The sequence below is a fragment of the Bradyrhizobium sp. 41S5 genome, from assembly GCF_011516665.3.
Classification (GTDB): Bacteria; Pseudomonadota; Alphaproteobacteria; order Rhizobiales; family Xanthobacteraceae; genus Bradyrhizobium; species Bradyrhizobium quebecense.
On the sequence record NZ_CP083721.1, the window covers coordinates 1,917,700 to 1,940,264 of the forward strand.

The following is a 22,565-nucleotide window of genomic DNA, read 5'->3' on the forward strand; positions in this document are numbered from 1 at the left end:
TTGTCAAAGACAATAACCGCAAAGAAAAGCGGCCCTGTATGAGACAAGGCCGCTTCAGTTTGAGGGACCTTAAATCTCCTTGCGCTGCATCGCGCCGGCGATCGTGTCGGCCTGCCGGATCGCCAGCGACACGATCGTCAGCGTCGGATTGCACGCCGCTCCGCTCGTGAACTGGCTGCCGTCGGAGACGAACAGGTTCTTGATGTCGTGGGTCTGGCCGAACTTGTTGACCACGCCATCGCGCGGCTTCTCGCTCATCCGGTTGGTGCCCATGTTGTGGGTCGAGGGATAGGGCGGCGTCGGATAGGTCACGGTGGCGCCGACCGCCTCATAGACCGCGGCGCCCTGCTTGTAGGCGTGATCGCGCATCGCGACGTCGTTCGGATGATCGTCGAAATGCACGCTCGCGACCGGCATGCCGAACTTGTCCTTGATGCTCGGATCCAGCGTGACACGGTTGGTCTCCTGCGGCAGGTCCTCGCCGACCAGCCACATGCCGGCCATCCGCGGATAGCCTTCCATGGCGCTGGTGAAGCTGCGGCCCCAGGCCCCGGGATTGAGAAACGCCGCCATGAAGGGCAGGCCGAGCGACAGTGTCTCCATCTCGTAGCCGCCGACGAAGCCGCGCTTCGGATCGTTCTTCGCCTCGTCGCGGATGATGCCGGCCATCGTGGTGCCGCGATACATATGCACCGACTTCTCGAAGGTCGCATACACGCTGCCGGTCATGTGCCGCAAATAATTGCGGCCGACCTGGCCCGACGAATTGGCAAGACCATCCGGGAACATGCTGGAGGCGCTGTTGAGCAAGAGCCGCGGGCTCTCGATCGAGTTGCCGGCGACCGCAACGACGCGGGCCTTCTGGCGCTGCATCGCGCCGGTCGCATCGGCATAGACCACGCCGGTGACCTTGCCGGACTGGTCGTGCTCGATCTTGATCACCATGCTGCCGGGACGCACTTCGAGATTGCCGGTGGCTTCGCCCTTCGGGATCTCGGTGTAGAGCGTCGACCATTTGGCGCCCGACTTGCAGCCCTGGAAGCAGAAGCCGATCTGCTGGCAGGAGCCGCGGCCGTCGCGCGGCTCGCTGTTGATCGCCATCCGCCCGGTGTGCACCTCCTTGTAGCCGAGCTTCTTGGCGCCGGCCTCCATCACCTTGAAGTTGTTGTTGCCGGGCAGTCCGGGGATGCCGTTGGTGCGGGTGACGCCCATCTTGTCCTCGGCCTTGGCGTACCACGGCTCCATCTCGGCGAGCGTGATCGGCCAGTCCAGCAGGTTGGCGCCGGGAATGCCGCCATAAGCCGACTTGATCTTGAACTCGTGCTCGTCGAAGCGCAGCGAGGCGCCGGCCCAATGCGTGGTCGAGCCGCCGACCGCCTTCACGATCCAGGCCGGAAGGCCCGGAAAATCCTGGTGGACGCGCCAGCTTCCCGAGGTCGAGCGCGCGTCGGACCAGGCGAGCTGCGTGAAGCTGTCCCATTCATCGTTGATGAAGTCCTGGTTCTCGATGCGCGGTCCGGCTTCGAGGATCACGACCTTGACGCCCTTCTGCGCCAGCTCATTACCGAGCGTTCCGCCGCCGGCACCGGAGCCGACGATCACGACAACGCCGCTGTCATTCAGATCGAATTTTGCCATTGTTTCCTCCTGGGCGTTGTCCGTTCAAGCCTTCGGCAGCCAATCGATGTCGGCGAAGCCGCGCTTGATGTAACCACCATGCTCGGCGGAGGAGCCCTCGTAGCCGAACCGCGGCCAGACCTCCTTGTTGTTGTAGAGCGAGACGATGAGGTCGCCGCGGATCTTCTGGAAGAACGCGCTCTGCTCGATCTGCTGCAGCAACGCGACGCGATCGTTCTCCCAGGCGACCTGGACATAAGGCATCTTGTGGCGGTCGTTGGCCGCCTGATCGAGCCGGGCGATGCCCTCATTGATCAGCGATTTCACCGCTGGATCCTTGGCGGCCTTGTCATCCCACGGCTTCACTGCGGTGATGTAGTAGCTGTCGCCGAGGAAATCGTGCGGATAGATGTCGCGCGCCACCTTCAGCAGCGTCTTCATCGTGGCCGGCGTCAGCGTGCCGGCCTCATCGGCCCACGCGTCGGTGATGCCAAGCCCGGTCGATGTCGCGATCGCGACTGCGGGTGCCGTGACGGCCGCGCCTTTGAGAAACACACGCCGGTCATATTTGCTGCGTCGATCGATTTCTCTCATGGGTTTCCTCCGTAGTTTATTTTCTAGTTGGATTAGCCGAAGCGCCCGCCGCGCTGGATCACCTCGATCTTGTAGCCGTCGGGATCCGAGACGAAGAAGAAGCGCGCCAGCGTCTTGCCGTCGTGCTTGAAGTCGCGCAGCGGCCCGGGCGACAATTTCTCCTTCTCGAAGCGCGCGTGCTCGGCATCGACGTCATCGACGACGACGGCGAGATGGCCGTAGCCGTCGCCGAGCGCATAGGGTTCCTTGCGGTCGAAATTGACCGTGAGCTCGACCTCGAAGGGCGAGGAGGGATGGCGCAGATAGATCAGCGCGAAATCGCCAAATCTCAGATTGTCCGCGATCTCGAGGCCGAACGCGCGCTTGTAGAAGTCGAGCGCCTTGGCCTCGTCGAACACGCGGATCATCGAATGCACGGGTTTCGCCATTCAGTTCAGCTCCTTCAGATAGGCGATGATCATGGCGCGGGTTTCCGGCTTGGCCTGGCGATAGGCCATCACGGCGCCGGGGATCACCTGTTGTGGATCGGTCAGCCAGGCATCGAGCCTGGCGTCGTCCCAGACGAAATCCGCCTTGGCGAAGCCTGCGGAATATTTGAAGCCGTCAGCCTTGCCGGCATGGCGGCCGACGATCTTGTAGAGCGACGGTCCTTGCCGGACGGGATCCGACATATTGGTGGTGTGGCAGGTCGCGCATTGCTGCTTGAACAGCGTGGCCCCGTCGGGCGGCTTGGCGGCAGGCAGCGGCATTTGCGCAGCCGTCATTTGCACTGCAAACATCGCGCCGCAAAATCCCAGCGCCAACGTCCACCTCGCGCGCAGCTTTGTCATATACATCACCGCCCCTGTGCGGTGACTGTAAGAGGCTGAAATCGGCCGTTGGTAGTAGCGGGCTGTTTCACGGCAGAACAAAGCTGGGCGCTGATCTGGCGCGGAACCGTTCGTTGCCGCATATGCGGACGACAAATCCGCAAAATGACCGCGAAATCCCTGCACGATCACCACACCACGCCGCTTGCATTGCGCGTGCGCCGTTTGCGGAAAATTCAGTCTCGCACGATGGGGTTCAGGGTCGGCGCTGCAAACGGCGCACACCTGCGCCGCTCCGTCCATCGTCAATCAAAGTCCTGGAGAAATGGATGACGTTTGCAAGAACCAGCGTGCTCGCCCTGGCCATCACAGCTGCGATGGCCGGTCCCGTCCTGGCGCAGGGCGCGGCTACGCCGAATACCCAGCTTCGCGGCGGTGCAGCGGGCAGCGGAACCATGCAGCAGGGCGGCGGCATGTCCGGCAGCGGCGATGAGGAAATGGCGGCGCAACCGACTTCGCCGACGCAAAAGAGCGGCACCAGCGCCAAGTCGGGCAGCAAGGGAACGGTCGGCAGCGGCCACGCGACACCGAAGTCGGGCGGCGGTTCCGAGATGGCGCCTGCAACCAAGAAGTACTGATCCGCGATGGATCCCGGATGCAGCGTCGCGTGTGCGCTGTGTCCGGTATTTCCTAATCGTCGAAACGTTGACTGCCGCGGCCCGCCTTGATGTCGCTGCGGCGCTTCTTGCCTTCGAGCCGGCGCTTCTTTGAGCCGAGCGTCGGCCTGGTCGGCCGCCGCGGTGTCGGCCGCACCATCGCTTCCTTCAGCATCTCGAACAGCCGCTCGGTCGCGTCCGCGCGATTGCGCTCCTGGGTGCGGAAACGAAACGCCTGGATCACGATCACGCCGTCCTTGGTCATGCGGCTGCCGGCGAGCCGCGCCAGCCGCTGCGCGGCGTCCGGCGGCAGCGCGATCTTGTGGGTGTCGAAGCGAAGCTGGGCTGCGGTCGAGACCTTGTTGACATTCTGTCCGCCCGGACCGGAGGCACGGACAAAGACGATCTCAATGTCGTTCTCGTCGATCGTAAGGTCGCGGGACAGCCGCAGCATGACATCACCCGTGGAGGGAAGAATCGGCGGCCGCAGGATAGCGGGTTTGCGCTGGGCGTGCTTGGGCGGTGTTCGTTACGTCCGCGGCCGGAGCGCGTGGCTCACCCCTCTCCCCCAACCCTCCCCTGGAGGGCCCCGCAAGGGGGAGGGAGCCTGAGAGACGTGCTCACATCACATCGCATCACAGCCGACACTTTCGCAGTCGGGCAAGTAAGGGGCGCACAAGCGGATGGCTCCCTCCCGCCTTGCGGGGGAGGGTGGCCACAACGGTGGTGTGTATGAAGAAGCTGCGCGCGTAACCGCCTCAGTTCGCCTTCGGCGGCGCCGATGCCGGCTGCGCTGCGGCTTGCGGGGCGCGGCCGACGATCACGGTGAGCAGGCCGTTGCCCCACAGCCTCTTGGAGACCCGCTTGACGTCGTCGAGCGTCACCGCATCGACGATGGCGCTGCGCTTCTCGATGTAATCGATCGGCAGCTTGTCGAGCTGGTATTGCAGCATCGCCTGCGCGAGCTTGGAGGAGGTGTCGAGCGCCAGCATCTGCGAGCCCTTCAGATAGGACTTCGCCTCGTCGAGCTCCTGCTGCGTCGGGCCTTCCTCGGCGATGCGGCGGATCTCCGCCTCGATCGCATCGACGGTCTCGCCGGCGCGGTCGGCGCGGGTGCCGGTGTTGCCGATGAACAGCGCGGAGTGATCCATCCAGAGCAGCGCTTCATAGATCGAATAGGCCAGCCCGCGCTTCTCGCGCACTTCCTTGTAGAGCCGCGACGACAGCCCGCCGCCGCCGAGAATGTGGTTCACCACATAGGCGGCCATGAAATCGGGGTCGTGCCTGTTGATGCCGGGACCGCCGAAGGTGACGACGGTCTGCGGCACGTCGAGCGGGACGAAGGCGCGCTGCGGCGGCTTGGTCGCCACGGCGTCGGGAATCGCCGTCAATTCGGCCTTGGCCGGCAGGCCGCCAAAGGTCTTGTCCAGGAGCTTGCCGAGCGTATCGGGGTCGACGTCGCCGACCACGGCGATCCGCAGCGTGTCCTTGGCGATGATGCGGCGGACATAGTCCTTCAGATCGGCAATCTCGATGGTCGGCACGCTCTCCAGCGTGCCGGTCGCCGTCCTGCCATAGGGATGGTCGCCGAAGGCGAGCTCGAGGAACTTGCGGCCGGACAGCGAGGACGGATTGGTCGATTCGCGGCGCAGGTTCGAGATCGCCTGGGCGCGGATGCGTTCGACGTCCTTCGGTTCGAACCGTGGCGAGGTCAGCGCCATCCGCAACAGGTCGTAGGCTTCGTCCTTGTTGTCCTTGAGCATGCGCAGCGAGCCGCGGAACTGATCGCGGTTGGACTGGAAGCTGAGCTCGATGGCGCGGCGCTCGAGCCGCTCATGATAGGTCTTGGAATCGAGATCGCCGGAGCCCTCGTCGAGCAGGTCGGCGACCAGATTGCCGACGCCGGGCTTGCCGGGCGGATCCTGGCCGGCGCCGCCGCCGAAGGCATATTCCATCGCGATCAGCGGCACGGTGGCGTCCTGCACGAACCACGCCTCGATGCCGCCGGGCGACACCAGCCGCTGGATCTTGGCCGCGGCCTGCGAGGGCGCCGATGTCAGCGTCAGCATCGCGGCGCAGGCGCCGCCGATCAGCGCCGCGCGGCGGGTGATGGAATAGGTCACGAGCGCTTCTCCTCGCGTTTCGGCGCGGTATCTTTGATCAGATAGCCGGTCACCGACCGCTTCTTGTCGAGCCAGGTGGCGGCAGCAGTGCGCACCTGCTCGGCGGTGACGGCGCGAATGCGATCCGGCCAGCTCCTGATGTCGTCGATGCTGAGCCCGGTGGTCAGCGCGCCGCCATACCAGCGCGCCAGCGTCGCCTGGTTGTCCTGGGCGTAGATCGCCTCCGCGATGAGCTGGGTCTTGACACGTTCGAGATCCTCGGCGCGCGCGGGGTTCTGCGCGAGATCGGCGATCACCTTGTCGATCGCGTCCTCGATCTGCGCGTACTCGACGCCGGCCTTGGGCGTCACCGAGATCGAGAATTGCGACGGATCGAGCGCGGTGCCCTGATAGCCGGCGCCGGCCGAGATCGCGAGGCCCTTGTCGATCACCAGCGAGCGATAGAGGTAGGAGTTGGCGCCGCCGCCCATCAATTGCGCGAGCACATCGAGCGCCTGGCTCTCGCCCGCCGCCGCCGTGGTCGCGGACGGCACCAGATAGTAGCGGCGCAGGTTCGGCTGTTCGACGCGGGGATCCGACAGCGTCACGGTGCGCGGCGCAGCCGGTGTCGGCTCCTGCGGCCGGACACGCTTCTCGGGGATCGCACGTTGCGCCGGGATCGGGCCGAAATTCTTCTCGACCAGCGGGCGGATATCCTTGACGTCGACATCGCCGGCAATGACCAGGATCGCGTTGTTCGGCGCATAGAAGCGGCGGTAGAAGGCGAGCGCATCCTCGCGGTCGAGCTTCTCGATCTCCTGGTGCCAGCCGATCACAGGCCGGCCGTAGGGATGGTTGAGATAGAGCGCGGCCATGATCTGCTCGGTGAGCCGGGCATCCGGGTTGTTGGCAACCCGCATGTTGAACTCCTCGAGCACGACGTCGCGCTCGGGCAGCACATTCTCGTCCTTCAGAATCAGGCCGGTCATGCGGTCGGCCTCGAACTCCATCATGGTGGGCAGCTGCTCGCGCGGCACGCGCTGGAAGTAGCCGGTGTAGTCGTTGGAGGTGAAGGCGTTCTCGTTGCCGCCGACGCGCAGCACGGTCTGCGAGAACTCGCCGGCGGGATGCTTGGCGGTGCCCTTGAACATCAGGTGCTCGAGGAAATGCGCGAGGCCCGATTTGCCCGGCGTCTCGTCGGCGGAGCCGACCTTGTACCAGATCATCTGCGTGACGACCGGCGTGCGATGATCGGGGATCACCACGACCTGCAGGCCGTTGTCGAGCGTGAAGCTCGCGGGCCGTTCGGAGGTGACGGTGGTCTGGGCGCGGAGGCTGATGCCCGACAGCGGGATGGTTGAAACAAAGGCGGCAGCGAACAGGGCAATCGATCGGCGTGAGGGCATCATGGTCCTTATGGAAGCCTGAACGGATGGCCGGGCATGAAAGACGCCATCGTACACGGTGCAGTCCGTGCCAGTCGTCACGAAGCGGAGAGACCGACGTCCCTCCGCATTAAGCTTTGCTCATGTCAGCCTTCGCCCAAGCAGGCCAAGCGTCACTGGACCGGTTTTCCGGTCATGACGTCGTACTGGCCCTCGTTCACCTTCGGCTTCATCGGGCCTGTGCCATAGGCAAAGCCTGAAGACGGGGTCTGGTAGCCCGGAGGGGGCTCGGTCAGGGAGTCGCGCGTCGGCTCGCCGGTGAACGGCTTGGACTCGCTGCTGTTCCCCTTGAAGATGCCGAGCAGACCGCCGTTGTAACCGAGCTGGCTCGGCATCAGCGACGGATTGGTGTTCGTACCCGGCTCAAGCGGCTCCTTGCGGCCCTCGGTGGCAGTCTGCTGCTTGCGGCCCGCCTCGATCTCGGCCGGCGTCAACGCCACCGCTGATTGCCACGGCTCCTTCTTGACTTCCTTCTTGCGCGCCGCGATCGCCGCCTTGCGCGCCGCGACGTCAGGGTCCTTCGGCCAGTTCGGCGCGTTGACCTGGGCGGCTGTGGCAGGCGGCGGCAGGTCGAGCTTCGGAGGCACCACCAGCGGCGAGCGCTCGCGATAATCGATGCCCTTGCTGGCGGCGCTCTTGGCGCCGAGCCCGGTCATGAGATTGTCGATGATCCGCTCTTCGAAGGTCAGGCCGTCATCGCCGTCATCGTCATCGCCGGCACGCACCGGGCCTGCCGTCATCACCAGGCCGATCCCGGCCGCAACGAACGCCAGACGCAGACCGCGCATCAGAGGCAGCCGGGACGTCTCGATCAGGTAACCGCGGACTTTGGTGTTGCGCATCGCGCTATTCCCATCTCAAAATTCGCCAAAGCGATCACTGGCTTAGCGCTCAGTTCCGCTGGGTGCAGGTCGGCCGCCGACCGGCTCGTATCGGCCGGGATCAGGGCGCTTTTACGGCGGGGGTCCCCATGACAGAATCATACAATAGGGCCGCCACGCCAGCAACGATCGCCACATCGGCAAGGTTGAAGATGTACCAATTATAGGTTTTTCCGGCGATCTCGACGTGAAACAGGGCGAAATCGACCACCGCACCATAGGCGAAGCGGTCGATCCCGTTCCCGATGGCGCCGCCGATGATCAGGCCGAGCGATATTGTCGCAAGCCAGGTTCGCGACCGCGCCATCCAGATCGCCAGCGCGATCACGGCAGCGGCCTTGATCACCATCAGCAGGATCTGGGCCGCCGGGGTCTCGCTCTGGAACCAGCCGAAGCTGATGCCGGGATTCAGGGCCAGCACCAGGTCGAAAAACGGCGTCACCGTCACCGGGGCGTGGCGCGCGATGTCGAGGACATGGAGCAGCCAGAGCTTGGAGGCCTGGTCGGCGATCAGGGTGATGACCGCCGCCAGCACACCGGCGCGAACGGGAGGGGTCATCGGCACCCCACCAAAGGTGTCGTCCCGGCGAAGGCCGGGACCCATACGCCGTGCCGGGTATTGTTTGAATGACTCGGGGTCATCAACCTTCGTCCATTCTAGACAGCGGTGGTTATGGGTCCCTGCTTTCGCAGGGACGACGGACAGTTAGGAGATGCTGCCCCCCAGCGCCTTCCATTCGCGCAGCGCTTGGGCGTCGCGCGGCGAGACGTCGGGATACTCAGGATCCTCGCCGATCGTCGGCAGGATCTTCCACGAGCGCGCGCATTTGGTGCCGACTGCCTTCTCGACCACCACGGCGACACCGGGCACGGCATCGAGGCGGAAGGCATTGGCAGGCGCCTCGCCCTCGCGCACCTCGTAATTCGAGGTGATGCAGACCTCGGCGAGATCGATGTCGAACAACGTGGCCAGCATCTCGCGGTCAGCGATGTAGATCACCGGCGAGGCCTCGAGCGATGAGCCGATCCGCTTGGCGGCGCGCTCGAGCTCGAGCGCACCGGTGACGACGCGGCGGACGTTGCGGATCGTCTCCCACTTAGCGGCGAGCGCGTCGTCGCGGAACTGCTCGAGACCTTCGGGGAACAGCGTGAGGTGCACCGAGGGCTCGGCGTTCGGCCGGTACATCCGCCAGGCTTCGTCGGTAGTGAAGCTCAGGATCGGCGCCAGCCATTTCAGGATCGCGTCGCAGAGCAGGTCGATCGTGGTCAGCGCCGCCTTGCGCGCCACCGAGGACGGCGGGTCGCAATACAGCGTGTCCTTGCGGATGTCGAAGTAGAACGCCGACAGCTCGGAGTTCATGAAGGCCGCGAGAGTTGCGACCACGGTCTTGTAGTCGAACGCGGCATAGGCCTTGCGGATGGTCTCGGTGTGACCGGCCAGTTCGTGCAGCATCAGCCGCTCGAGCTCGGGCATGCCGGCAAAGGCGACCTTCTCGCTCGGCTTGAAATGATGCAGCGTGCCGAGCATCCAGCGGATCGAGTTGCGCAGCTTCCGATAGGTCTCGATGGTGTTCTTCAGGATCTCCGGACCGATGCGCTGGTCGTCGGCATAGTCGGTGGCGCAGACCCACAGGCGCAGGATATCCGCGCCGGAATCCTTGATCACCTTCTGCGGCTCGACCGTGTTGCCGAGCGACTTCGACATCTTGCGGCCGTTCTCGTCGAGCGTGAAGCCGTGGGTCAGCACGATGTCGTACGGCGCGCGGCCGCGCGTGCCGGCGCTCTCGAGTAGCGACGAGTGGAACCAGCCGCGATGCTGGTCGCTTCCTTCGAGATACATCACGGTGTCGTCGCCGCCATCGATCTTGCGGACGATGTTGCCGAGCTGCGGGAAGTTCTGGCGGTCTTCCAGCACGAAGGCGTGCGTGGAGCCGGAATCGAACCAGACGTCGCAGATGTCGTCGACCTTCTTCCAGTTCTCGGACGCGCGGCTGCCGAGGAAGCGCTCGCGGGCGCCGTCCATGTACCAGGCGTCGGCGCCTTCCTCCATGAATGCCTCGGTGATGCGCTGGTTGACGACCTCATCCTGCAGGATCTCGGCCGAGCCGTCGCTGTTCTCGCGCACGAACACGGCGATCGGCACGCCCCAGGCGCGCTGGCGCGAGATCACCCAGTCCGGGCGATTGGCGATCATGCCGTTGATGCGGTTCTCGCCGGCCGGCGGCACCCATTGCGTGACCGAGATCGCCTGCAGCGCGCGGGCGCGCAGCGTGTCGCCCTTCTTCGCATGGCCATCCTCCGCGATGGGCTTGTCCATCGCGATGAACCATTGCGGCGTGTTGCGGAAGATCACCGGCTTCTTGGAGCGCCAGGAATGCGGATATTGATGCTTGAGGCGGCCGCGCGCGAGCAGCTTGCCGGCCTCGATCAGCGCCTTGATCACCGCCTCGTTGGCATCGCCCTTCTCGCCCTTGTCGTTGAGCACGCGCTTGCCGGTGAAGCCCGGCGCCTGCGCGGTGTAGGCGCCGTTCTCGTCGACCGTGTAGGGGATCGCGGTCGGGATGCCGCGGGCATCGAGCTCGCGGGTGTTGGCCGTCCAGACGTCGAAGTCCTCGCGGCCGTGGCTCGGTGCGGTGTGCACGAAGCCGGTGCCGGTGTCGTCGGTGACGTGCTCGCCTGATAGCAGCGGAACGATGAATTCGTAGCCGCCGCCAAATCCCTTCAACGGATGGGCGCATTCCACGGCGTCCAGCGTGTCGCCGGGAATGTCGCGAACCTTCTCAAAGGACGTGACGCGCGCCTGCTTGAACACTTCCGCGGCGAGCGCATCGGCCAGGATCAGGAGATCGCCAGTCTTCGCCCAATTGTCCGCGGGCGCATCCGTCACCTTGTAAAGGCCGTAGGCGATCTTCGGCGAGAACGAGATCGCCCGGTTGCCGGGCAGCGTCCACGGCGTGGTGGTCCAGATCACCACCGAGGCATTGGCCAGCGCGCCATGCGCCGGCGAGGTGACCGGGAATTTCACCCACACCATGTCGGAGGTGTAGTCCTCGTATTCGACCTCGGCTTCGGCGAGCGCGGTCTTCTCGACCACGCTCCACATCACGGGCTTCGAGCCGCGATAAAGCGTGCCGTTGGCGGCGAACTTCATCAACTCGCGGGCGATTTGCGCCTCGGCCGGATAGCTCATCGTCTGGTAGGGATGATCCCAGTCGCCGATGATGCCGAGCCGCTTGAACTCCTCGCGCTGCACGTTGATCCAGTGCGTCGCATAGGCGCGGCATTCCCGGCGGAACGCGACCATGGCGGCGGAGTCGCGGAAATCGGGCTTCTGCTTGCCCTTGGAGCGGTAGTTCTCCTCCTCGATCTTCCATTCGATCGGCAGGCCGTGGCAATCCCAGCCCGGCACGTAGTTGGAATCGAAGCCGAGCATCTGCTGGCTCTTGGTCACGACGTCTTTGAGGATCTTGTTCAGCGCGTGGCCGATATGGATGTTGCCGTTGGCGTAGGGCGGGCCGTCATGCAGCACGAATTTGGCGCGGCCCTCGGCTTCCCGGCGGAGCTTGTCGTAGAGGCCGATGTCGTTCCAGTATTTCAGGATTTCCGGCTCGCGCTGGGGCAGGCCGGCGCGCATCGGGAATTCCGTCTGCGGCAGGTAAAGGGTCTTGGAATAGTCCCTGGCGTCAGTCTTCTGGGCGTCGGTCTTTTGCGGCTTGTCGGACATAAAAGCTCTGATTTGGCAGGTGCGGGCGCGGAAACGCGATCAATCGCGGGTGAAACGACGAAGTCCCGGTCTTGCGCCGAGCCCTCAGGCTCAGGCGGAAGCCGGGCCGCTAATCCGTATGATGCGCCGCGAAAACATGGGTTTTCCATAGCAGCCAGCCAAGGAAATCGCAAAGCCCCGGTTGCTGGCAAATCCAGCGCGCCGGGCTGCCCTAAGCCTGGCGCGGCCGGGCCGGATTTCCAGCCACGGTCGCGCCGGGGGCGATGTCCCGCGTCACCACGCTGCCGGCCCCGACCAGGGCGCCGTCGCCGATGGTCACGCCGGGCAGGATGATGGCACCGCCGCCGATCCAGACGTCGCTGCCGATCCGGATCGGGCGGCCGAATTCAAGCCCGGCGCGCCGGGTCGCGGCGTCGCGCGGGTGGTCGGCGGTGTAGATCTGCACCGCGGGCCCGATCTGGGTGCGATCGCCGATCACGACCTCGGCGACATCGAGGATGACGCAGTTGAAGTTGAGGAACACGCCGTCGCCGAGGCTGATATTGCTGCCGTAATCGCAGAAGAACAGCGGGCGGATCACGGCGTCCTTGCCGACCTTGCGGAAGCGCGCGGAGAGCAGGGCGTGCAGCTCGGCTGCGGACGATGCGCCTGATGCGTTGTAACGCGCCATCCAATGTTCCGCCGCGGTATGGTCGGCGGCGAGTTCTGCATCCGGGCGATAGAGCTCGCCCGCCAGCATTTTCTCTTTCTCTGTCTTCAACCAATCACTCCGAGCTGCGGGAACGCGTCCGGCGCTGCGGCCAATGCCGCGCGCGCCTTGGCGCTGTCGTCATCCATCTGGCGTATCAACGCCTCGATGGTGTCGAATTTCAGCTCTTCGCGAATGAAACCGATGAAGGCAACATCGAGCACCGTGTCGTAGAGATCGCCCTTGAAGTCGAACAGGAACACTTCGAGCAGCGGCGCGCCGTTGTCGAAGGTCGGCCGGCGTCCGAAGCTTGCGACGCCGTCGAACCGTACTTTGTCGTTTCCCTGGGCCTTGCCGACCCGTACCGCATAGATGCCGTGCTTCAGGCCGCAATGCTTGTCGAGGCGGATGTTGGCCGTGGGGTAACCGAGGTCGCGGCCGCGTTTCTCGCCATGGATCACCTTGCCGGTCGCAAACCACGGCCCGCCCAGCATCGTGGTGGCATCGTCGACCTGGCCTTCGGTGAGCGCCATGCGGATGGCGCTGGAGGAGACCGGGCGCTCCTCGATGTCGACATGGGCCTGCACATCGACCTCGATGCCGAGCCGCGGCGCTTCGCTGACGAGCAGGCTCGGCGAGCCGACCCGGCCCTTGCCGAAATGGAAGTCGTAGCCGACCGCGATCCCGCTGATGCCGAGCCGGCCGATCAGGTCACGGTGAATGAAGTCCTGCGCCGTGGTCCCGGCGCGCGCCCTGTCGAAGGTCATGATGACCGCGCCCGCGAGCCCGGTGGCCGCGAGCAGCCGCAGCTTGTTGGTCTCGTCCGTGAGGCGGAATTGCGGGGTGTTCGGGCTGAAGAAACTGCGCGGATGCGGTTCGAAGGTCACGGCGAGCGCGGGAACGCCGCGCGTTCTGCCCATCGCGAGCGCCGCGCCGATCACCGCGCGGTGACCGAGATGGACGCCGTCGAAATTTCCCATCGCGACCACGGCGCCCTTCGGAATTGCACTTTCGGGGGTGTTGTCGCGGATAACGGTAAAGCCGGTGCTCATGAGGGATTCTTCAAGGATTCTTAAGCATGATTGTTGCGGGCCGGACCGTGACGCGGCGGCGGCGTGGAAGTCAAGCATAGCGAAAATCGCGTCAAATCCGTAACAATCCGGATTCAGCCGGTTAACGCGCTGTTTAACGCCTGCTGTTAGTCGTTGGCGGAAAGCTGCGTTCGTGCAGAAGCCAAGTTGCGTTAGTGGTTTTGGGGGGAAAGATGGCGGTTGATTTGTCCATGCCGGTTCTGGTGGTTGATGACTACAGCACCATGATCCGCATCATCCGGAATCTTCTCAAGCAGCTTGGGTTCGAGAACATCGACGACGCCTCCGACGGCTCTGCGGCGCTCAACAAGATGCGCGGCAAGAAGTATGGCCTGGTGATTTCCGACTGGAATATGGAGCCGATGACCGGCTACGACCTGCTCAAGGAAGTCCGCGCCGATCCCAATCTCGCGACCACGCCCTTCATCATGATCACGGCGGAATCCAAGACCGAGAACGTGATCGCGGCCAAGAAGGCCGGCGTGAACAACTACATCGTCAAGCCGTTCAACGCGGCGACGCTGAAGACCAAGATCGAGGCGGTCTTCCCGGACATGGCGACGGCGTAATCGCCCGACATCGCATCAACTGAAATTTACGCTATGCCCGGGGTGTCCCGGGCATTTGCGTCTTTGGGGTTGAAAGCGAGGCGAGCAGTCGCGTGCGCGATTTCGGAATATTGGAAGAATGCCCCTGAGTTGCCCGACGTGTCAAGGCGCCTTGTCGAACACCGCGCGCCGTGGGCTCCTTTGCATGGGGTTGTTTTCGATATTTTGGCGGCGCGCCCCTGCGGGGTTGCCCGCTACCACTTCAGCTCGCGCATCAGCGCGCGGGGCGGATGGCCGAACAATTCCTTCACCGAGGCGGGGTCGAGCTGCTCGATGCCCTCGAACTGCTCGGAATGGATGCCTCGGGTGACGAACAGCAGATCGATGCCGAAGCCGTGGGCGCCGGTGAGGTCGGTGCGCACGGAATCGCCGATCGCGAGCACGCGGCTGAGTTCCGTCGGACGCCCGCGGCGCTCGGCGGCCAGCGCCATGGCGCGCTCGTAGATCGGCCGGTGCGGCTTGCCGTAGAACACTGCCTCGCCGCCGAGCTCGCGATACAGTTCGGCAATCGCGCCGGCGCAATAGATCAGCCGGTCGCCGCGCTCGACCACGATGTCCGGATTGGCGCAGACCAGCGTCAGCTTGCGCTCGAGCGCCTTCAGCAGCGTATCGCGATAATCCTCGGCGGATTCGGTCTCGTCGTCGAACAGTCCGGTGCAGATGATGTAGTCGGCCTGCTCCAGCGGCACCAAGGTGGCGTCGAGGCCGCGATGGATCGAGCTGTCGCGCTCCGGGCCGATCCAGAATATTTTCTGACCGGGATGATCGGCCACGAAGTGGCGCGTCAGGTCGCCCGAGGAGACGATCGCGTCATAGGTCTCGTCGGCGACGCCGAGCTTGCGCAGCTGGCGCTGCACGGAATCGGCCGGACGCGGCGCGTTGGTGATCAGGATGACGGTGCCGCCCTGCTGGCGGAAGGTGTGCAGCGCCTCGCAGGCCTCGGGAAAGGATTCGAGCCCGTTGTGCACGACGCCCCAGATGTCCGACAGCACGACGTCGACGCCGTCCGTAAGGTCGCGCAGCCGCTCCACGAAACGCAGCGATGTCATGATGCGAACCGCCGGTCAGTTGGGCCCGAGCGCGCGACGCGCCAGCGCGGCGCTGCCGGTAGTGCGCGGTGGCGCTGCGGGGCTGGAGACGGGTGCGGAAGTGCCGGCGCCATTGAGGTCCTGGGGCTTGGTCTGCGGAGCCTCGGCGGTAGCAGATGCCCCTTCCGGCCGCAACGGCCGCGGCGGGGCGAACAGGAAGCCCTGGCCGAACCGGACATCGTAGTCGAGCAGGTCGACCACCGAACGCTCGCCCTCGATCCGTTCGGCGATCAGGTCGATGCCGTAGCGGCCGAGCAGGTCGGACAGATCGGAGGGATCGATATCGGTGGTCGCGCTTTGCCTGGCGTCGAGCAGCAGCGCGGCCGGCACCTTGATGAAGCGGACGCCGCGATCGGCGAGCTCGCGCGGCTCGAGGCGGAGGTCGCTGACGTGATCGATCGAGAACCGGTAGCCGCGCTGCGACAGCGCCGCGAGATTCTCGCTTTCGACCGAGCCGAGATTGCGGAAGGTCGCCTGCTTGAACTCGAGCACGAAGGACGGTGCCAGCGCGCGGTTGGCCTCGAGGAAGTCGAGACACTGGGTGAAGTGCTGCGGGCTCGACAGCGTCGCGGCCGAGACGTTGCAGAACACGCCGACATCCTTGCTGCGGATCATCAGGCGGCGCAGCACCTGGACGCAGCGAAGCATCACCATGTGGTCGATGCGGCCGATCAGGCCGCCGACCTCGGCCGCCTCGATGAAATCGTCGGCGGCAAGAACCTGGTCGCGCTCGTCGCGCAGCCGCGTCACCGCCTCATAGTAGCGTACCTTGCGCTGCGGCAGCGTCACCATCGGCTGCAGGTAGATGTCGAGGCGGTTTTCGTCGATGGCGTGCCTGATCGCGGCAATGAGCTGGGTCTGGCTGCGTGAGATCGCTGCCGGGGGCGCCGCTGGCGGCGGCGGCGCAAACACGACGGTCGGAGCCGGGGGGACCGATTGCAGCAGATCGTCGCGCGGCGGGGCGACCGGCTGTGCCGCTGGAGCGGCCGCCAGCAGATCCTCATGATGGGCGACGGACGTCGCGAGCTGGCGCACCAGGCCGCCAAGTTCGTTGATCTCGCCGGCCATGCCCTGGATCCGGTCGGCGCCGGTGGAGTTCGCCGAGGCGACGCGGCCTTCGACCGCGGCCAGCCGGCGGCCGAATTCGGCGACCTGACGGGCGAGGTCGGCGGTGCCGCGCGACAGATCCGCGATCTGGCCGCCGACATCGCTGCGGTCGCGCAACCGCATCGAGACGGCGTTGTAGAGGATCAGGCAGGTGAGGGCGGTGAGCGCCACGATCGCCGATTCCGATCCGCTGATGCCCGCCACCGAATAAAGGACGAAGCCCAGCGAGGCTGCGACCAGCACCATGCAGATGGCGATGAAGATCGTCGAAATGCGAATCATGTCGCGCGCCCGCGCCCTCTCTCCGAACGTCCCCGGAGCGCAAGCTTAGCACCATTGTTGATTCGACGGGCCTGCGATCTTCCGAACCGGCTGGAACTGCACACGATTTTCGCTTCGTCTTGGTCTGCCTCGAAGTCGGGCTCCGTAATAGACCGGAGCCGGCCGCGGCGCGTCCGTCAGAGGTCGGCGGCAGCGATCCAGAACACCTCGCCCTCGGAGTCCTCGGTGTCGAGCCAGAGCAGCGGCAGGTTGGGATAGGCGGCCTCGAGATTGTCGCGGCCGCGGCCGATCTCGCAGAGTAGCCCGCCTTGCGGGGTCAGATGCTGCTTGGCCTCATCGAGCAGGCGGCGGACGATATCGAGCCCGTCGGTGCCGCCGTCGAATGCGATCTTCGGCTCGGCGCGGCACTCGCGCGGCAGCGCGGCCATGCCTTCGGCATCGACATAAGGCGGGTTCGAAATGATGAGATCGTAGCGCTTGTTGCCGAGCGGCTTGAACAGGTCGCCGCGATGGAGGGTCACGCGGTCGTCGAGGCCATGGTCGGCGACGTTGCGCGCGGCGACTTCGAGCGCATCCTTTGAGATATCCACCGCGTCGACGGCGGCGTTGGCGAAATGCCGCGCGGCCAGGATCGCAAGGCAGCCGGAGCCGGTGCAGAGGTCGAGCACGCTTTCGACCTCGGCGGGGTCGCCGATCAGCGAGGTGCCGTCCTCGTCGCCGCCGAAATGCGAGTCCAGCAATTCGCCGATGAAGGAGCGCGGCACGATGGTGCGCTCGTCGACATAGAACGGCAGGCCGCGCATATAGACCTTGTTGACGAGATAGGCGGCCGGCTTTCGCGTCGCGATCCGCCGCTCGATCAGGTCGAGGATCTGCTTGCCTTCGGCAATCGTGACGCGCGCGGTCGCGAAGGTCTCGAACTGGTCAGGATGCAAATGCAGCGTCTCGCAGATCAGGAATGCGGCTTCCGCCACCGGATCGGTGGTCCCGTGCGCGAACACGAGCTTCGCCGCATTGAAGCGGCTGACCGCATAGCGCAGGAAATCGAACAGGGTATGAAGCTCGCCGGCGCCGACCTTCGGCGCCTTCTTGGGCGCTTTCGGCGCGGCGGGGCTGCGCCTGGGCGGCGCTTTGCTGCGCTTCGCCATCAGGATTTGGTCCAGCGCGCGGCGGCCGCGTCGTCATGGCTCTGCGCCTCGATCCAACTCGTGCCGCGCGCGCTTTCCTCACGCTTCCAGAACGGAGCGTTGGTCTTGAGATAGTCCATCAGGAACTCGGCTGCCTCGAACGCCGCCTGCCGGTGCGCCGAGGCGGTCACGACCAGCACGATGTTCTCGCCCGGCGCGATGCGGCCGAAGCGATGGATGATGGTGAGGCCCTGCAACGGCCAGCGTGCCAGCGCCTCGTCGGCATGGCGTGCAATCTCGGCCTCCGCCATGCCCGGGTAGTGCTCGAGCGTCAGCGCGGCGATCGGCTCGCCCTGTTCGCTGCCGCGGCAGAGGCCGCTGAAGCTGACGACCGCGCCGACATCGGTGCGGCCCTTGCTCAGGCCGGCGATCTCCTGTGCGACGTCGAAGTCGGCTTCCTGAATCCGGATGGTCGTTGCGATAGCCATAGGAAGATCTAACCGCCGGTCATCGGCGGAAAGAACGCGATCTCGCGGGCGCCGGAGATCACAGCGTCCGGTTTGACATGGGCGTGGTCGATCGCGGCGCGGATCACCGTGGGCTTCTCGAAGGCATGAGCGTAGCCGTCGTCGCGCGCGGCAAGCCAGCCGATCAGTTCGCCGACGGTGCGCACCTCGGCCGGCGGCTCGACGATCTCTTCGGCCTTGCCGATGCGTTCACGCACCCAGGCGAAATATTTCAGCTTCATCCCTCATCCTCCTTGATGAGGTGATGGATGCCGGCACGGAAGTAATCCCAGCCGGTGTAGATCGTGAAGATCGCCGACATCCAGAGCAGCACGATGCCGATCAGGGTGGTTGCCGGGAAGACCTGCTCGCCCGCTTCGCCGGCGATCAAAAAGCCGATCGCCACCAGCTGGATCGTGGTCTTCCATTTCGCAAGCTTGGTGACGGGAACGCTGACCCGCAGCCCCGCGAGGTATTCGCGCAGGCCCGAGACCAGGATCTCGCGGCACAGGATCACGATCGCGGCCCACAGCGTCCAGCCATGGATCGAATTGTCGGCGGCCAGCATCAGCAGGCTGGAGGCCACCAGGAGCTTGTCGGCGATCGGATCGAGCATCCGGCCGAAAGCGGACTGCTGATCCCACATCCGGGCGTAATAGCCGTCGAGATAGTCGGTGATCCCGGCCGCAATGAACACGGCCAGCGCCACCCAGCGCAGCCACAACGGGCCGTCCAGGATCGACTGCCAGTAGACGCAGCCGATCACCACCGGGATCGCGGCGATCCGGGCGTAGGTCAGGATATTCGGGAGGGACATGGTCTTGGTCTGTCCCCTTGTCGTCGCGATGTTCATCCGTTCTACCAATACCGCTGAAACGAGAAGGTCAACCGTGCGGGCGCCAAAGCACGGCGAGATTACGCTGAATCGTCATGGCGCCTTAGCCCCTTGTTTATGCAAGATCTTTTCAGAACGTTGCTTCCCACTTTTCCGCATCATGCCCTAGATGCCCCGTCGCAGGCGACGCCCTGATGACTCGCCTTTGGTTTAACCCGGCTGGGCGTGGAAAAACTCGAAAATCTTGCGGGCACTCTCGGCGCTGACGCCGGGAACCTTGCCGAGGTCGGCGATAGAGGCCCGCTCGATCTCCTTGAGCGTTCCGAAGTGGTGCAGCAAGGCACGTTTGCGCGACGGGCCGATGCCCGGGATCTCCTGCAACCCGGCCTCGCGGATGTCCTTCTTGCGCAGCTTGCGGTGCGAGCCGATCACGAAGCGGTGGGCCTCGTCGCGCAGCCGCTGGATGAAATAGAGCACCGGGTCGCGCGGCTCCAGCTTGATGGCCTCGCGGTCAGGCATGAACAGGGTTTCCCGCCCCGCATCGCGCTCCGGCCCCTTCGCCACCGCCATCAGCGAGACCTGGGTCAGCCCGAGGGTCTGAAAAATCTCCCTGACCGCGTTGAGCTGGCCGCGGCCGCCGTCGATGATGACGAGATCGGGCCATTGCGGGAACGAGTCGTCATCCGCCTTGTCCCTTGCCTTTGCAGTGTCCTTGGCGGCCTCGCCTTCCGGCGGCTTCAGCAGCCGCTTGAAGCGGCGCTCCAGCACCTCGCGCATCATCCCGTAATCGTCGCCGGGCGTCAGCCCTTCGGACTTGATGTTGAACTTGCGGTATTGGTTCTTCATGAACCCGTCGGGTCCCGCCACGATCATCGCGCCGACTGCGTTGGTGCCCTGGATGTGGCTGTTGTCGTAGACCTCGATGCGCTTCGGCGTGTGCGGCAGGCCGAGCGTCGTGACCATACCCTCCAGCAGCCGGCTTTGCGTCGCGGTATCGGCGAGCTTGCGGCCGAGCGCCTCGCGCGCGTTGGTGAGCGCGTGGCCGATCAATTCCTTCTTCTCGCCGCGCTTGGGCACGGAGACCTCGACCTTCGATCCGGCCTTCACCGACAGCGCGTCGGCGAGCAACGCGCTTTCCTCGATCTCGTGCGACAGCAGGATCAGCTTCGGCGGCGGCTTGTCGTCGTAGAATTGCGCGAGGAATGAGGACAGCACCTCCTCGGGCGTGAAGCTCTTTTCCGCGCGTGGGAAATAGGCGCGATTGCCCCAGTTCTGGCCGGTGCGGAAGAAGAACACCTCGACGCAGGAATAGCCGCCTTCCTGGTGGATCGCGAACACATCGGCCTCTTCGACGGTGCGCGGGTTGATGCCCTGCTGCGACTGGATCGCCGACAGCGCCGCGAGACGGTCGCGGTACAGCGCCGCGGTCTCGAACTCGAGCTCGCCGGAGGCCTTCTCCATCTCGGCCGCGAGCAATTGCTTCACGGCGTGGCTGCGGCCGGAGAGGAATTCGGTCGCTTCGCGCACCAGCTCGCCATAGCCCGGGAAATCGATCTCGCGCGTGCAGGGGCCGGCGCAGCGCTTGATCTGATAGAGCAGGCAGGGCCGGCTGCGGCTTTCGAAGAAGCCGTCGGTGCAGGAGCGGATCAGGAACGCGCGCTGCAGCGCCGTGATGGTGCGGTTGACCGCGCCTGCGTTGGCGAACGGACCGAAATAGCGTCCGGGCCGCGACTGCGCGCCGCGATGCTTGAGAATCTGCGGCGCCCAATGGTCGCCGGTGATCAGAATATAGGGAAACGACTTGTCGTCGCGCAGCTGCACATTGAAGCGCGGCCGGAGCTGCTTGATCAGATTGGCTTCGAGCAGCAGCGCCTCGGTCTCGGTCGTGGTCGAGACGATCTCGACATGCGTGGTCGCCGCGATCATGCGCAGGATGCGCGCCGGGAGCGGCGCATTGGCCCGCGCATAGGACGACAGCCGCTTTTTGACGTTCTTCGCCTTGCCGACATAGAGCACGTCGTTGGCGGCGTTGAGCATGCGGTAGACGCCGGCCGAGGTCGGGGCGAGGCGGACCGCGTTCTCGATCGCCTCATGCCCGATCGAGAGCGTCCCCTCGGCGATTGTCTCGGCGGCGTCCTCCGATGCCTCGGGAAGACGCGCGTCATCCTCCTCCTCGGGGGCGGAGGTTTCCGGATCGACGTCGCTCGTGTCGAGCGTCAGGTCGTCCTGAGGCACATCGGGCTTTGGGCTGCGCCGCGCCTTGGGATCAGCCTTAAGATCAGCCTTGGGGTCAGTCTTAGGGGCCGGCGTCGGACGCTCGGGAGAATCGTGAACCATGGGCCGTAAATTAAGCGCTTGGGCGACCGGTCGCCAGCGCTGGCGGCGCAGGAAAACAACCCCGATTGCAGGGCGTTACTGGCCCAGCGCGGCCGGCCGGGGCGGGTTGGTAACACATTGTTAAGACTGATGAGCGGGCCGCTAACCGGGCTTAACAACCCTTTAACTTAAAACTCTCGATAAACCTTAGCGAAAAAAGTGGAATTCCGTAACCACGCCGGCCCTGGCCTGCGGGTTTCGGCAGTTGCGTGTGGAGAGTACCCATGACCCGGTTTGTAGCGCGTGCGCTGGCACTGATCGTCGCAGGCTGGACGACCTCGGCGGCGGCGGCCGATCTCAACTACGGCTCGCCCTATACCGTCTATCAGCCGCTCAATGCCTACAGCTGGGCCGGTCCCTATCTCGGCGGCAACATCGGCTACGGCTGGGGTTCGGTCGAGAACAACCCGACCAAGCCGTCCGGTTTCGTCGGCGGCGTGCAGGCCGGATACAATTTCCAGAACGGCTCGCCTTGGGTGTTCGGCATCGAGGCCGATATCCAGGGCACCAGTGCCGACGATCGGTTCGCGCCCTGGAAGTTCTCCAACCCGTGGTTCGGCACCGTGCGCGGCCGCGCCGGCTATGCGGTCAACAATGTGCTGTTCTACGCGACCGGCGGTCTCGCCTTCGGCGAACTGCGCGGCGAGACTTTCGGCATCTCGGAGTCGCATACCAATGCGGGCTTCACCGTCGGCGCCGGCGCCGAAATGGGCTTTGCCCCGAACTGGAGCGCCAAGATCGAGTATCTCTACGTCGATCTCGCCAACAGCAACTTCACGATCACCGGCGGCGCGTCGAACGGCTACAGCTTCAGCCTGGTTCGCGCCGGCATCAACTATCACTTCTGAGAACAAGAAAACGTCCGACATCAACTCCCGGCCGCGCCTCGCGCGGCCGGGTTTTTCTTTGTGCCGAGCACGCCGACATCACGCGCGGCTGCATGAACGCCGCGGCGTCCGAGAATCCAGTCGGTCAGCCGTACGCATCGGACATGCGGGCACCGCCAATCGCGTCCGCATCATGCAGATG

22 protein-coding genes are annotated in these 22,565 nt (G+C 65.0%); 3 read left to right on the plus strand and 19 right to left on the minus strand.

What is annotated here, in order from left to right; translation table 11 throughout:
* Positions 1-69: 69 nt before the first annotated feature.
* The 4 genes from HAP47_RS09040 to HAP47_RS09055 are packed head-to-tail and all read right to left on the minus strand — an operon-like array spanning position 70 to position 2,960.
* Positions 70-1,638: a GMC family oxidoreductase gene (locus tag HAP47_RS09040; protein WP_173638547.1), complete on the minus strand. Its 1,569-nt coding sequence runs from the start codon at positions 1,636-1,638 to the stop codon at positions 70-72.
* Between the two features lie 24 nt (positions 1,639-1,662).
* Positions 1,663-2,211: a gluconate 2-dehydrogenase subunit 3 family protein gene (locus HAP47_RS09045; protein WP_173638546.1), complete on the minus strand. Its 549-nt coding sequence runs from the start codon at positions 2,209-2,211 to the stop codon at positions 1,663-1,665.
* Positions 2,212-2,243: 32 nt separating this feature from the next.
* Positions 2,244-2,639, minus strand: coding sequence for a VOC family protein (locus HAP47_RS09050; RefSeq protein WP_173638545.1), 396 nt, complete (start codon positions 2,637-2,639; stop codon positions 2,244-2,246).
* Entirely contained in the window at positions 2,640-2,960 is a 321-nt protein-coding gene (locus HAP47_RS09055; protein WP_371821803.1) for a c-type cytochrome, read from the minus strand. It lies immediately after the preceding gene.
* Positions 2,961-3,349: 389 nt separating this feature from the next.
* Here HAP47_RS09055 and HAP47_RS09060 point away from each other — a divergent pair, with 389 nt between their 5' ends.
* Positions 3,350-3,658 carry a hypothetical protein gene (locus HAP47_RS09060; RefSeq protein ID WP_173638544.1) on the plus strand — a complete coding sequence of 103 codons (309 nt, stop codon included), beginning with the start codon at positions 3,350-3,352 and terminating at the stop codon, positions 3,656-3,658.
* Between the two features lie 52 nt (positions 3,659-3,710).
* Here the strand turns inward: HAP47_RS09060 and arfB are convergent, their stop codons facing one another.
* The 8 genes from arfB to HAP47_RS09100 all read right to left on the minus strand — a co-directional run bounded on the left by arfB (position 3,711) and on the right by HAP47_RS09100 (position 13,568).
* A complete protein-coding gene (arfB, locus tag HAP47_RS09065; protein WP_173638543.1) occupies positions 3,711-4,130 on the minus strand; it encodes an alternative ribosome rescue aminoacyl-tRNA hydrolase ArfB in 420 nt (139 codons plus the stop codon).
* 304 nt (positions 4,131-4,434) lie between these two features.
* Positions 4,435-5,799, minus strand: a complete 1,365-nt coding sequence (locus tag HAP47_RS09070) for a M16 family metallopeptidase (protein WP_371821751.1) — start codon at positions 5,797-5,799, stop codon at positions 4,435-4,437.
* On the minus strand, positions 5,796-7,187 hold the full coding sequence (locus HAP47_RS09075; protein WP_173638542.1) for a M16 family metallopeptidase: 1,392 nt from the start codon (positions 7,185-7,187) through the stop codon (positions 5,796-5,798). The genes HAP47_RS09070 and HAP47_RS09075 overlap by 4 nt, the downstream gene beginning before the upstream one ends.
* Before the next feature lie 149 nt (positions 7,188-7,336).
* A complete protein-coding gene (locus tag HAP47_RS09080; protein WP_173638541.1) occupies positions 7,337-8,065 on the minus strand; it encodes a hypothetical protein in 729 nt (242 codons plus the stop codon).
* Between the two features lie 100 nt (positions 8,066-8,165).
* Positions 8,166-8,663 carry a signal peptidase II gene (lspA, locus tag HAP47_RS09085; protein WP_173638540.1) on the minus strand — a complete coding sequence of 166 codons (498 nt, stop codon included), beginning with the start codon at positions 8,661-8,663 and terminating at the stop codon, positions 8,166-8,168.
* A gap of 147 nt (positions 8,664-8,810) precedes the next feature.
* Positions 8,811-11,828, minus strand: a complete 3,018-nt coding sequence (gene ileS / locus HAP47_RS09090; RefSeq protein WP_173638539.1) for an isoleucine--tRNA ligase — start codon at positions 11,826-11,828, stop codon at positions 8,811-8,813.
* 211 nt (positions 11,829-12,039) lie between these two features.
* On the minus strand, positions 12,040-12,567 hold the full coding sequence (locus HAP47_RS09095; protein WP_210285475.1) for a sugar O-acetyltransferase: 528 nt from the start codon (positions 12,565-12,567) through the stop codon (positions 12,040-12,042).
* A 17-nt stretch (positions 12,568-12,584) separates the two neighbouring features.
* Positions 12,585-13,568 (minus strand): bifunctional riboflavin kinase/FAD synthetase, encoded by a 984-nt coding sequence (locus HAP47_RS09100; protein ID WP_173638537.1) that lies wholly within the window; start codon positions 13,566-13,568, stop codon positions 12,585-12,587.
* 212 nt (positions 13,569-13,780) lie between these two features.
* Here HAP47_RS09100 and HAP47_RS09105 point away from each other — a divergent pair, with 212 nt between their 5' ends.
* A complete protein-coding gene (locus HAP47_RS09105) occupies positions 13,781-14,176 on the plus strand; it encodes a response regulator (RefSeq protein ID WP_016844467.1) in 396 nt (131 codons plus the stop codon).
* Between the two features lie 233 nt (positions 14,177-14,409).
* Here HAP47_RS09105 and HAP47_RS09110 read toward each other — a convergent pair whose 3' ends face one another.
* From HAP47_RS09110 to uvrC, 7 genes are all read right to left on the minus strand, one after another.
* Positions 14,410-15,264, minus strand: coding sequence for a TIGR01459 family HAD-type hydrolase (locus tag HAP47_RS09110; RefSeq protein ID WP_173638536.1), 855 nt, complete (start codon positions 15,262-15,264; stop codon positions 14,410-14,412).
* A gap of 15 nt (positions 15,265-15,279) precedes the next feature.
* Entirely contained in the window at positions 15,280-16,692 is a 1,413-nt protein-coding gene (locus HAP47_RS09115; protein WP_173638535.1) for an EAL domain-containing protein, read from the minus strand.
* Positions 16,693-16,868: 176 nt separating this feature from the next.
* Positions 16,869-17,840 carry a 50S ribosomal protein L3 N(5)-glutamine methyltransferase gene (prmB, locus tag HAP47_RS09120; protein WP_173638534.1) on the minus strand — a complete coding sequence of 324 codons (972 nt, stop codon included), beginning with the start codon at positions 17,838-17,840 and terminating at the stop codon, positions 16,869-16,871.
* Positions 17,840-18,307, minus strand: a complete 468-nt coding sequence (locus HAP47_RS09125; RefSeq protein WP_173638533.1) for a molybdenum cofactor biosynthesis protein MoaE — start codon at positions 18,305-18,307, stop codon at positions 17,840-17,842. The genes prmB and HAP47_RS09125 overlap by 1 nt, the downstream gene beginning before the upstream one ends.
* 8 nt (positions 18,308-18,315) lie before the next feature.
* Positions 18,316-18,567, minus strand: coding sequence for a molybdopterin converting factor subunit 1 (moaD, locus tag HAP47_RS09130; protein WP_173638532.1), 252 nt, complete (start codon positions 18,565-18,567; stop codon positions 18,316-18,318).
* Positions 18,564-19,178 carry a CDP-diacylglycerol--glycerol-3-phosphate 3-phosphatidyltransferase gene (gene pgsA, locus HAP47_RS09135; protein WP_016844474.1) on the minus strand — a complete coding sequence of 205 codons (615 nt, stop codon included), beginning with the start codon at positions 19,176-19,178 and terminating at the stop codon, positions 18,564-18,566. Before pgsA ends, moaD begins: the two co-directional genes overlap by 4 nt.
* Positions 19,179-19,370: 192 nt before the next feature.
* Entirely contained in the window at positions 19,371-21,497 is a 2,127-nt protein-coding gene (uvrC, locus tag HAP47_RS09140; protein WP_173638531.1) for an excinuclease ABC subunit UvrC, read from the minus strand.
* 263 nt (positions 21,498-21,760) lie between these two features.
* On the opposite strand from uvrC, the gene HAP47_RS09145 reads away from it, so the two are divergent.
* Positions 21,761-22,384, plus strand: a complete 624-nt coding sequence (locus tag HAP47_RS09145; RefSeq protein WP_173638530.1) for an outer membrane protein — start codon at positions 21,761-21,763, stop codon at positions 22,382-22,384.
* Positions 22,385-22,565: the final 181 nt, after the last annotated feature.

Bases quoted from the DNA above. Each gene is read 5' to 3' on its own strand.
- ileS (WP_173638539.1), bottom strand. From the start codon at position 11,828: ATGTCCGACAAGCCGCAAAAGACCGACGCCCAGAAGACTGACGCCAGG.
- HAP47_RS09040 (WP_173638547.1), bottom strand. From the start codon at position 1,638: ATGGCAAAATTCGATCTGAATGACAGCGGCGTTGTCGTGATCGTCGGC.
- arfB (WP_173638543.1), bottom strand. From the start codon at position 4,130: ATGCTGCGGCTGTCCCGCGACCTTACGATCGACGAGAACGACATTGAG.
- uvrC (WP_173638531.1), bottom strand. From the start codon at position 21,497: ATGGTTCACGATTCTCCCGAGCGTCCGACGCCGGCCCCTAAGACTGAC.
- HAP47_RS09105 (WP_016844467.1), top strand. From the start codon at position 13,781: ATGGCGGTTGATTTGTCCATGCCGGTTCTGGTGGTTGATGACTACAGC.
- HAP47_RS09050 (WP_173638545.1), bottom strand. From the start codon at position 2,639: ATGGCGAAACCCGTGCATTCGATGATCCGCGTGTTCGACGAGGCCAAG.
- HAP47_RS09100 (WP_173638537.1), bottom strand. From the start codon at position 13,568: ATGAGCACCGGCTTTACCGTTATCCGCGACAACACCCCCGAAAGTGCA.
- pgsA (WP_016844474.1), bottom strand. From the start codon at position 19,178: ATGAACATCGCGACGACAAGGGGACAGACCAAGACCATGTCCCTCCCG.
- HAP47_RS09145 (WP_173638530.1), top strand. From the start codon at position 21,761: ATGACCCGGTTTGTAGCGCGTGCGCTGGCACTGATCGTCGCAGGCTGG.
- HAP47_RS09080 (WP_173638541.1), bottom strand. From the start codon at position 8,065: ATGCGCAACACCAAAGTCCGCGGTTACCTGATCGAGACGTCCCGGCTG.
- HAP47_RS09110 (WP_173638536.1), bottom strand. From the start codon at position 15,264: ATGACATCGCTGCGTTTCGTGGAGCGGCTGCGCGACCTTACGGACGGC.
- HAP47_RS09060 (WP_173638544.1), top strand. From the start codon at position 3,350: ATGACGTTTGCAAGAACCAGCGTGCTCGCCCTGGCCATCACAGCTGCG.
- prmB (WP_173638534.1), bottom strand. From the start codon at position 17,840: ATGGCGAAGCGCAGCAAAGCGCCGCCCAGGCGCAGCCCCGCCGCGCCG.
- HAP47_RS09095 (WP_210285475.1), bottom strand. From the start codon at position 12,567: ATGCTGGCGGGCGAGCTCTATCGCCCGGATGCAGAACTCGCCGCCGAC.
- lspA (WP_173638540.1), bottom strand. From the start codon at position 8,663: ATGACCCCTCCCGTTCGCGCCGGTGTGCTGGCGGCGGTCATCACCCTG.
- HAP47_RS09115 (WP_173638535.1), bottom strand. From the start codon at position 16,692: ATGATTCGCATTTCGACGATCTTCATCGCCATCTGCATGGTGCTGGTC.
- HAP47_RS09055 (WP_371821803.1), bottom strand. From the start codon at position 2,960: ATGCCGCTGCCTGCCGCCAAGCCGCCCGACGGGGCCACGCTGTTCAAG.
- HAP47_RS09045 (WP_173638546.1), bottom strand. From the start codon at position 2,211: ATGAGAGAAATCGATCGACGCAGCAAATATGACCGGCGTGTGTTTCTC.
- HAP47_RS09075 (WP_173638542.1), bottom strand. From the start codon at position 7,187: ATGATGCCCTCACGCCGATCGATTGCCCTGTTCGCTGCCGCCTTTGTT.
- moaD (WP_173638532.1), bottom strand. From the start codon at position 18,567: ATGAAGCTGAAATATTTCGCCTGGGTGCGTGAACGCATCGGCAAGGCC.
- HAP47_RS09125 (WP_173638533.1), bottom strand. From the start codon at position 18,307: ATGGCTATCGCAACGACCATCCGGATTCAGGAAGCCGACTTCGACGTC.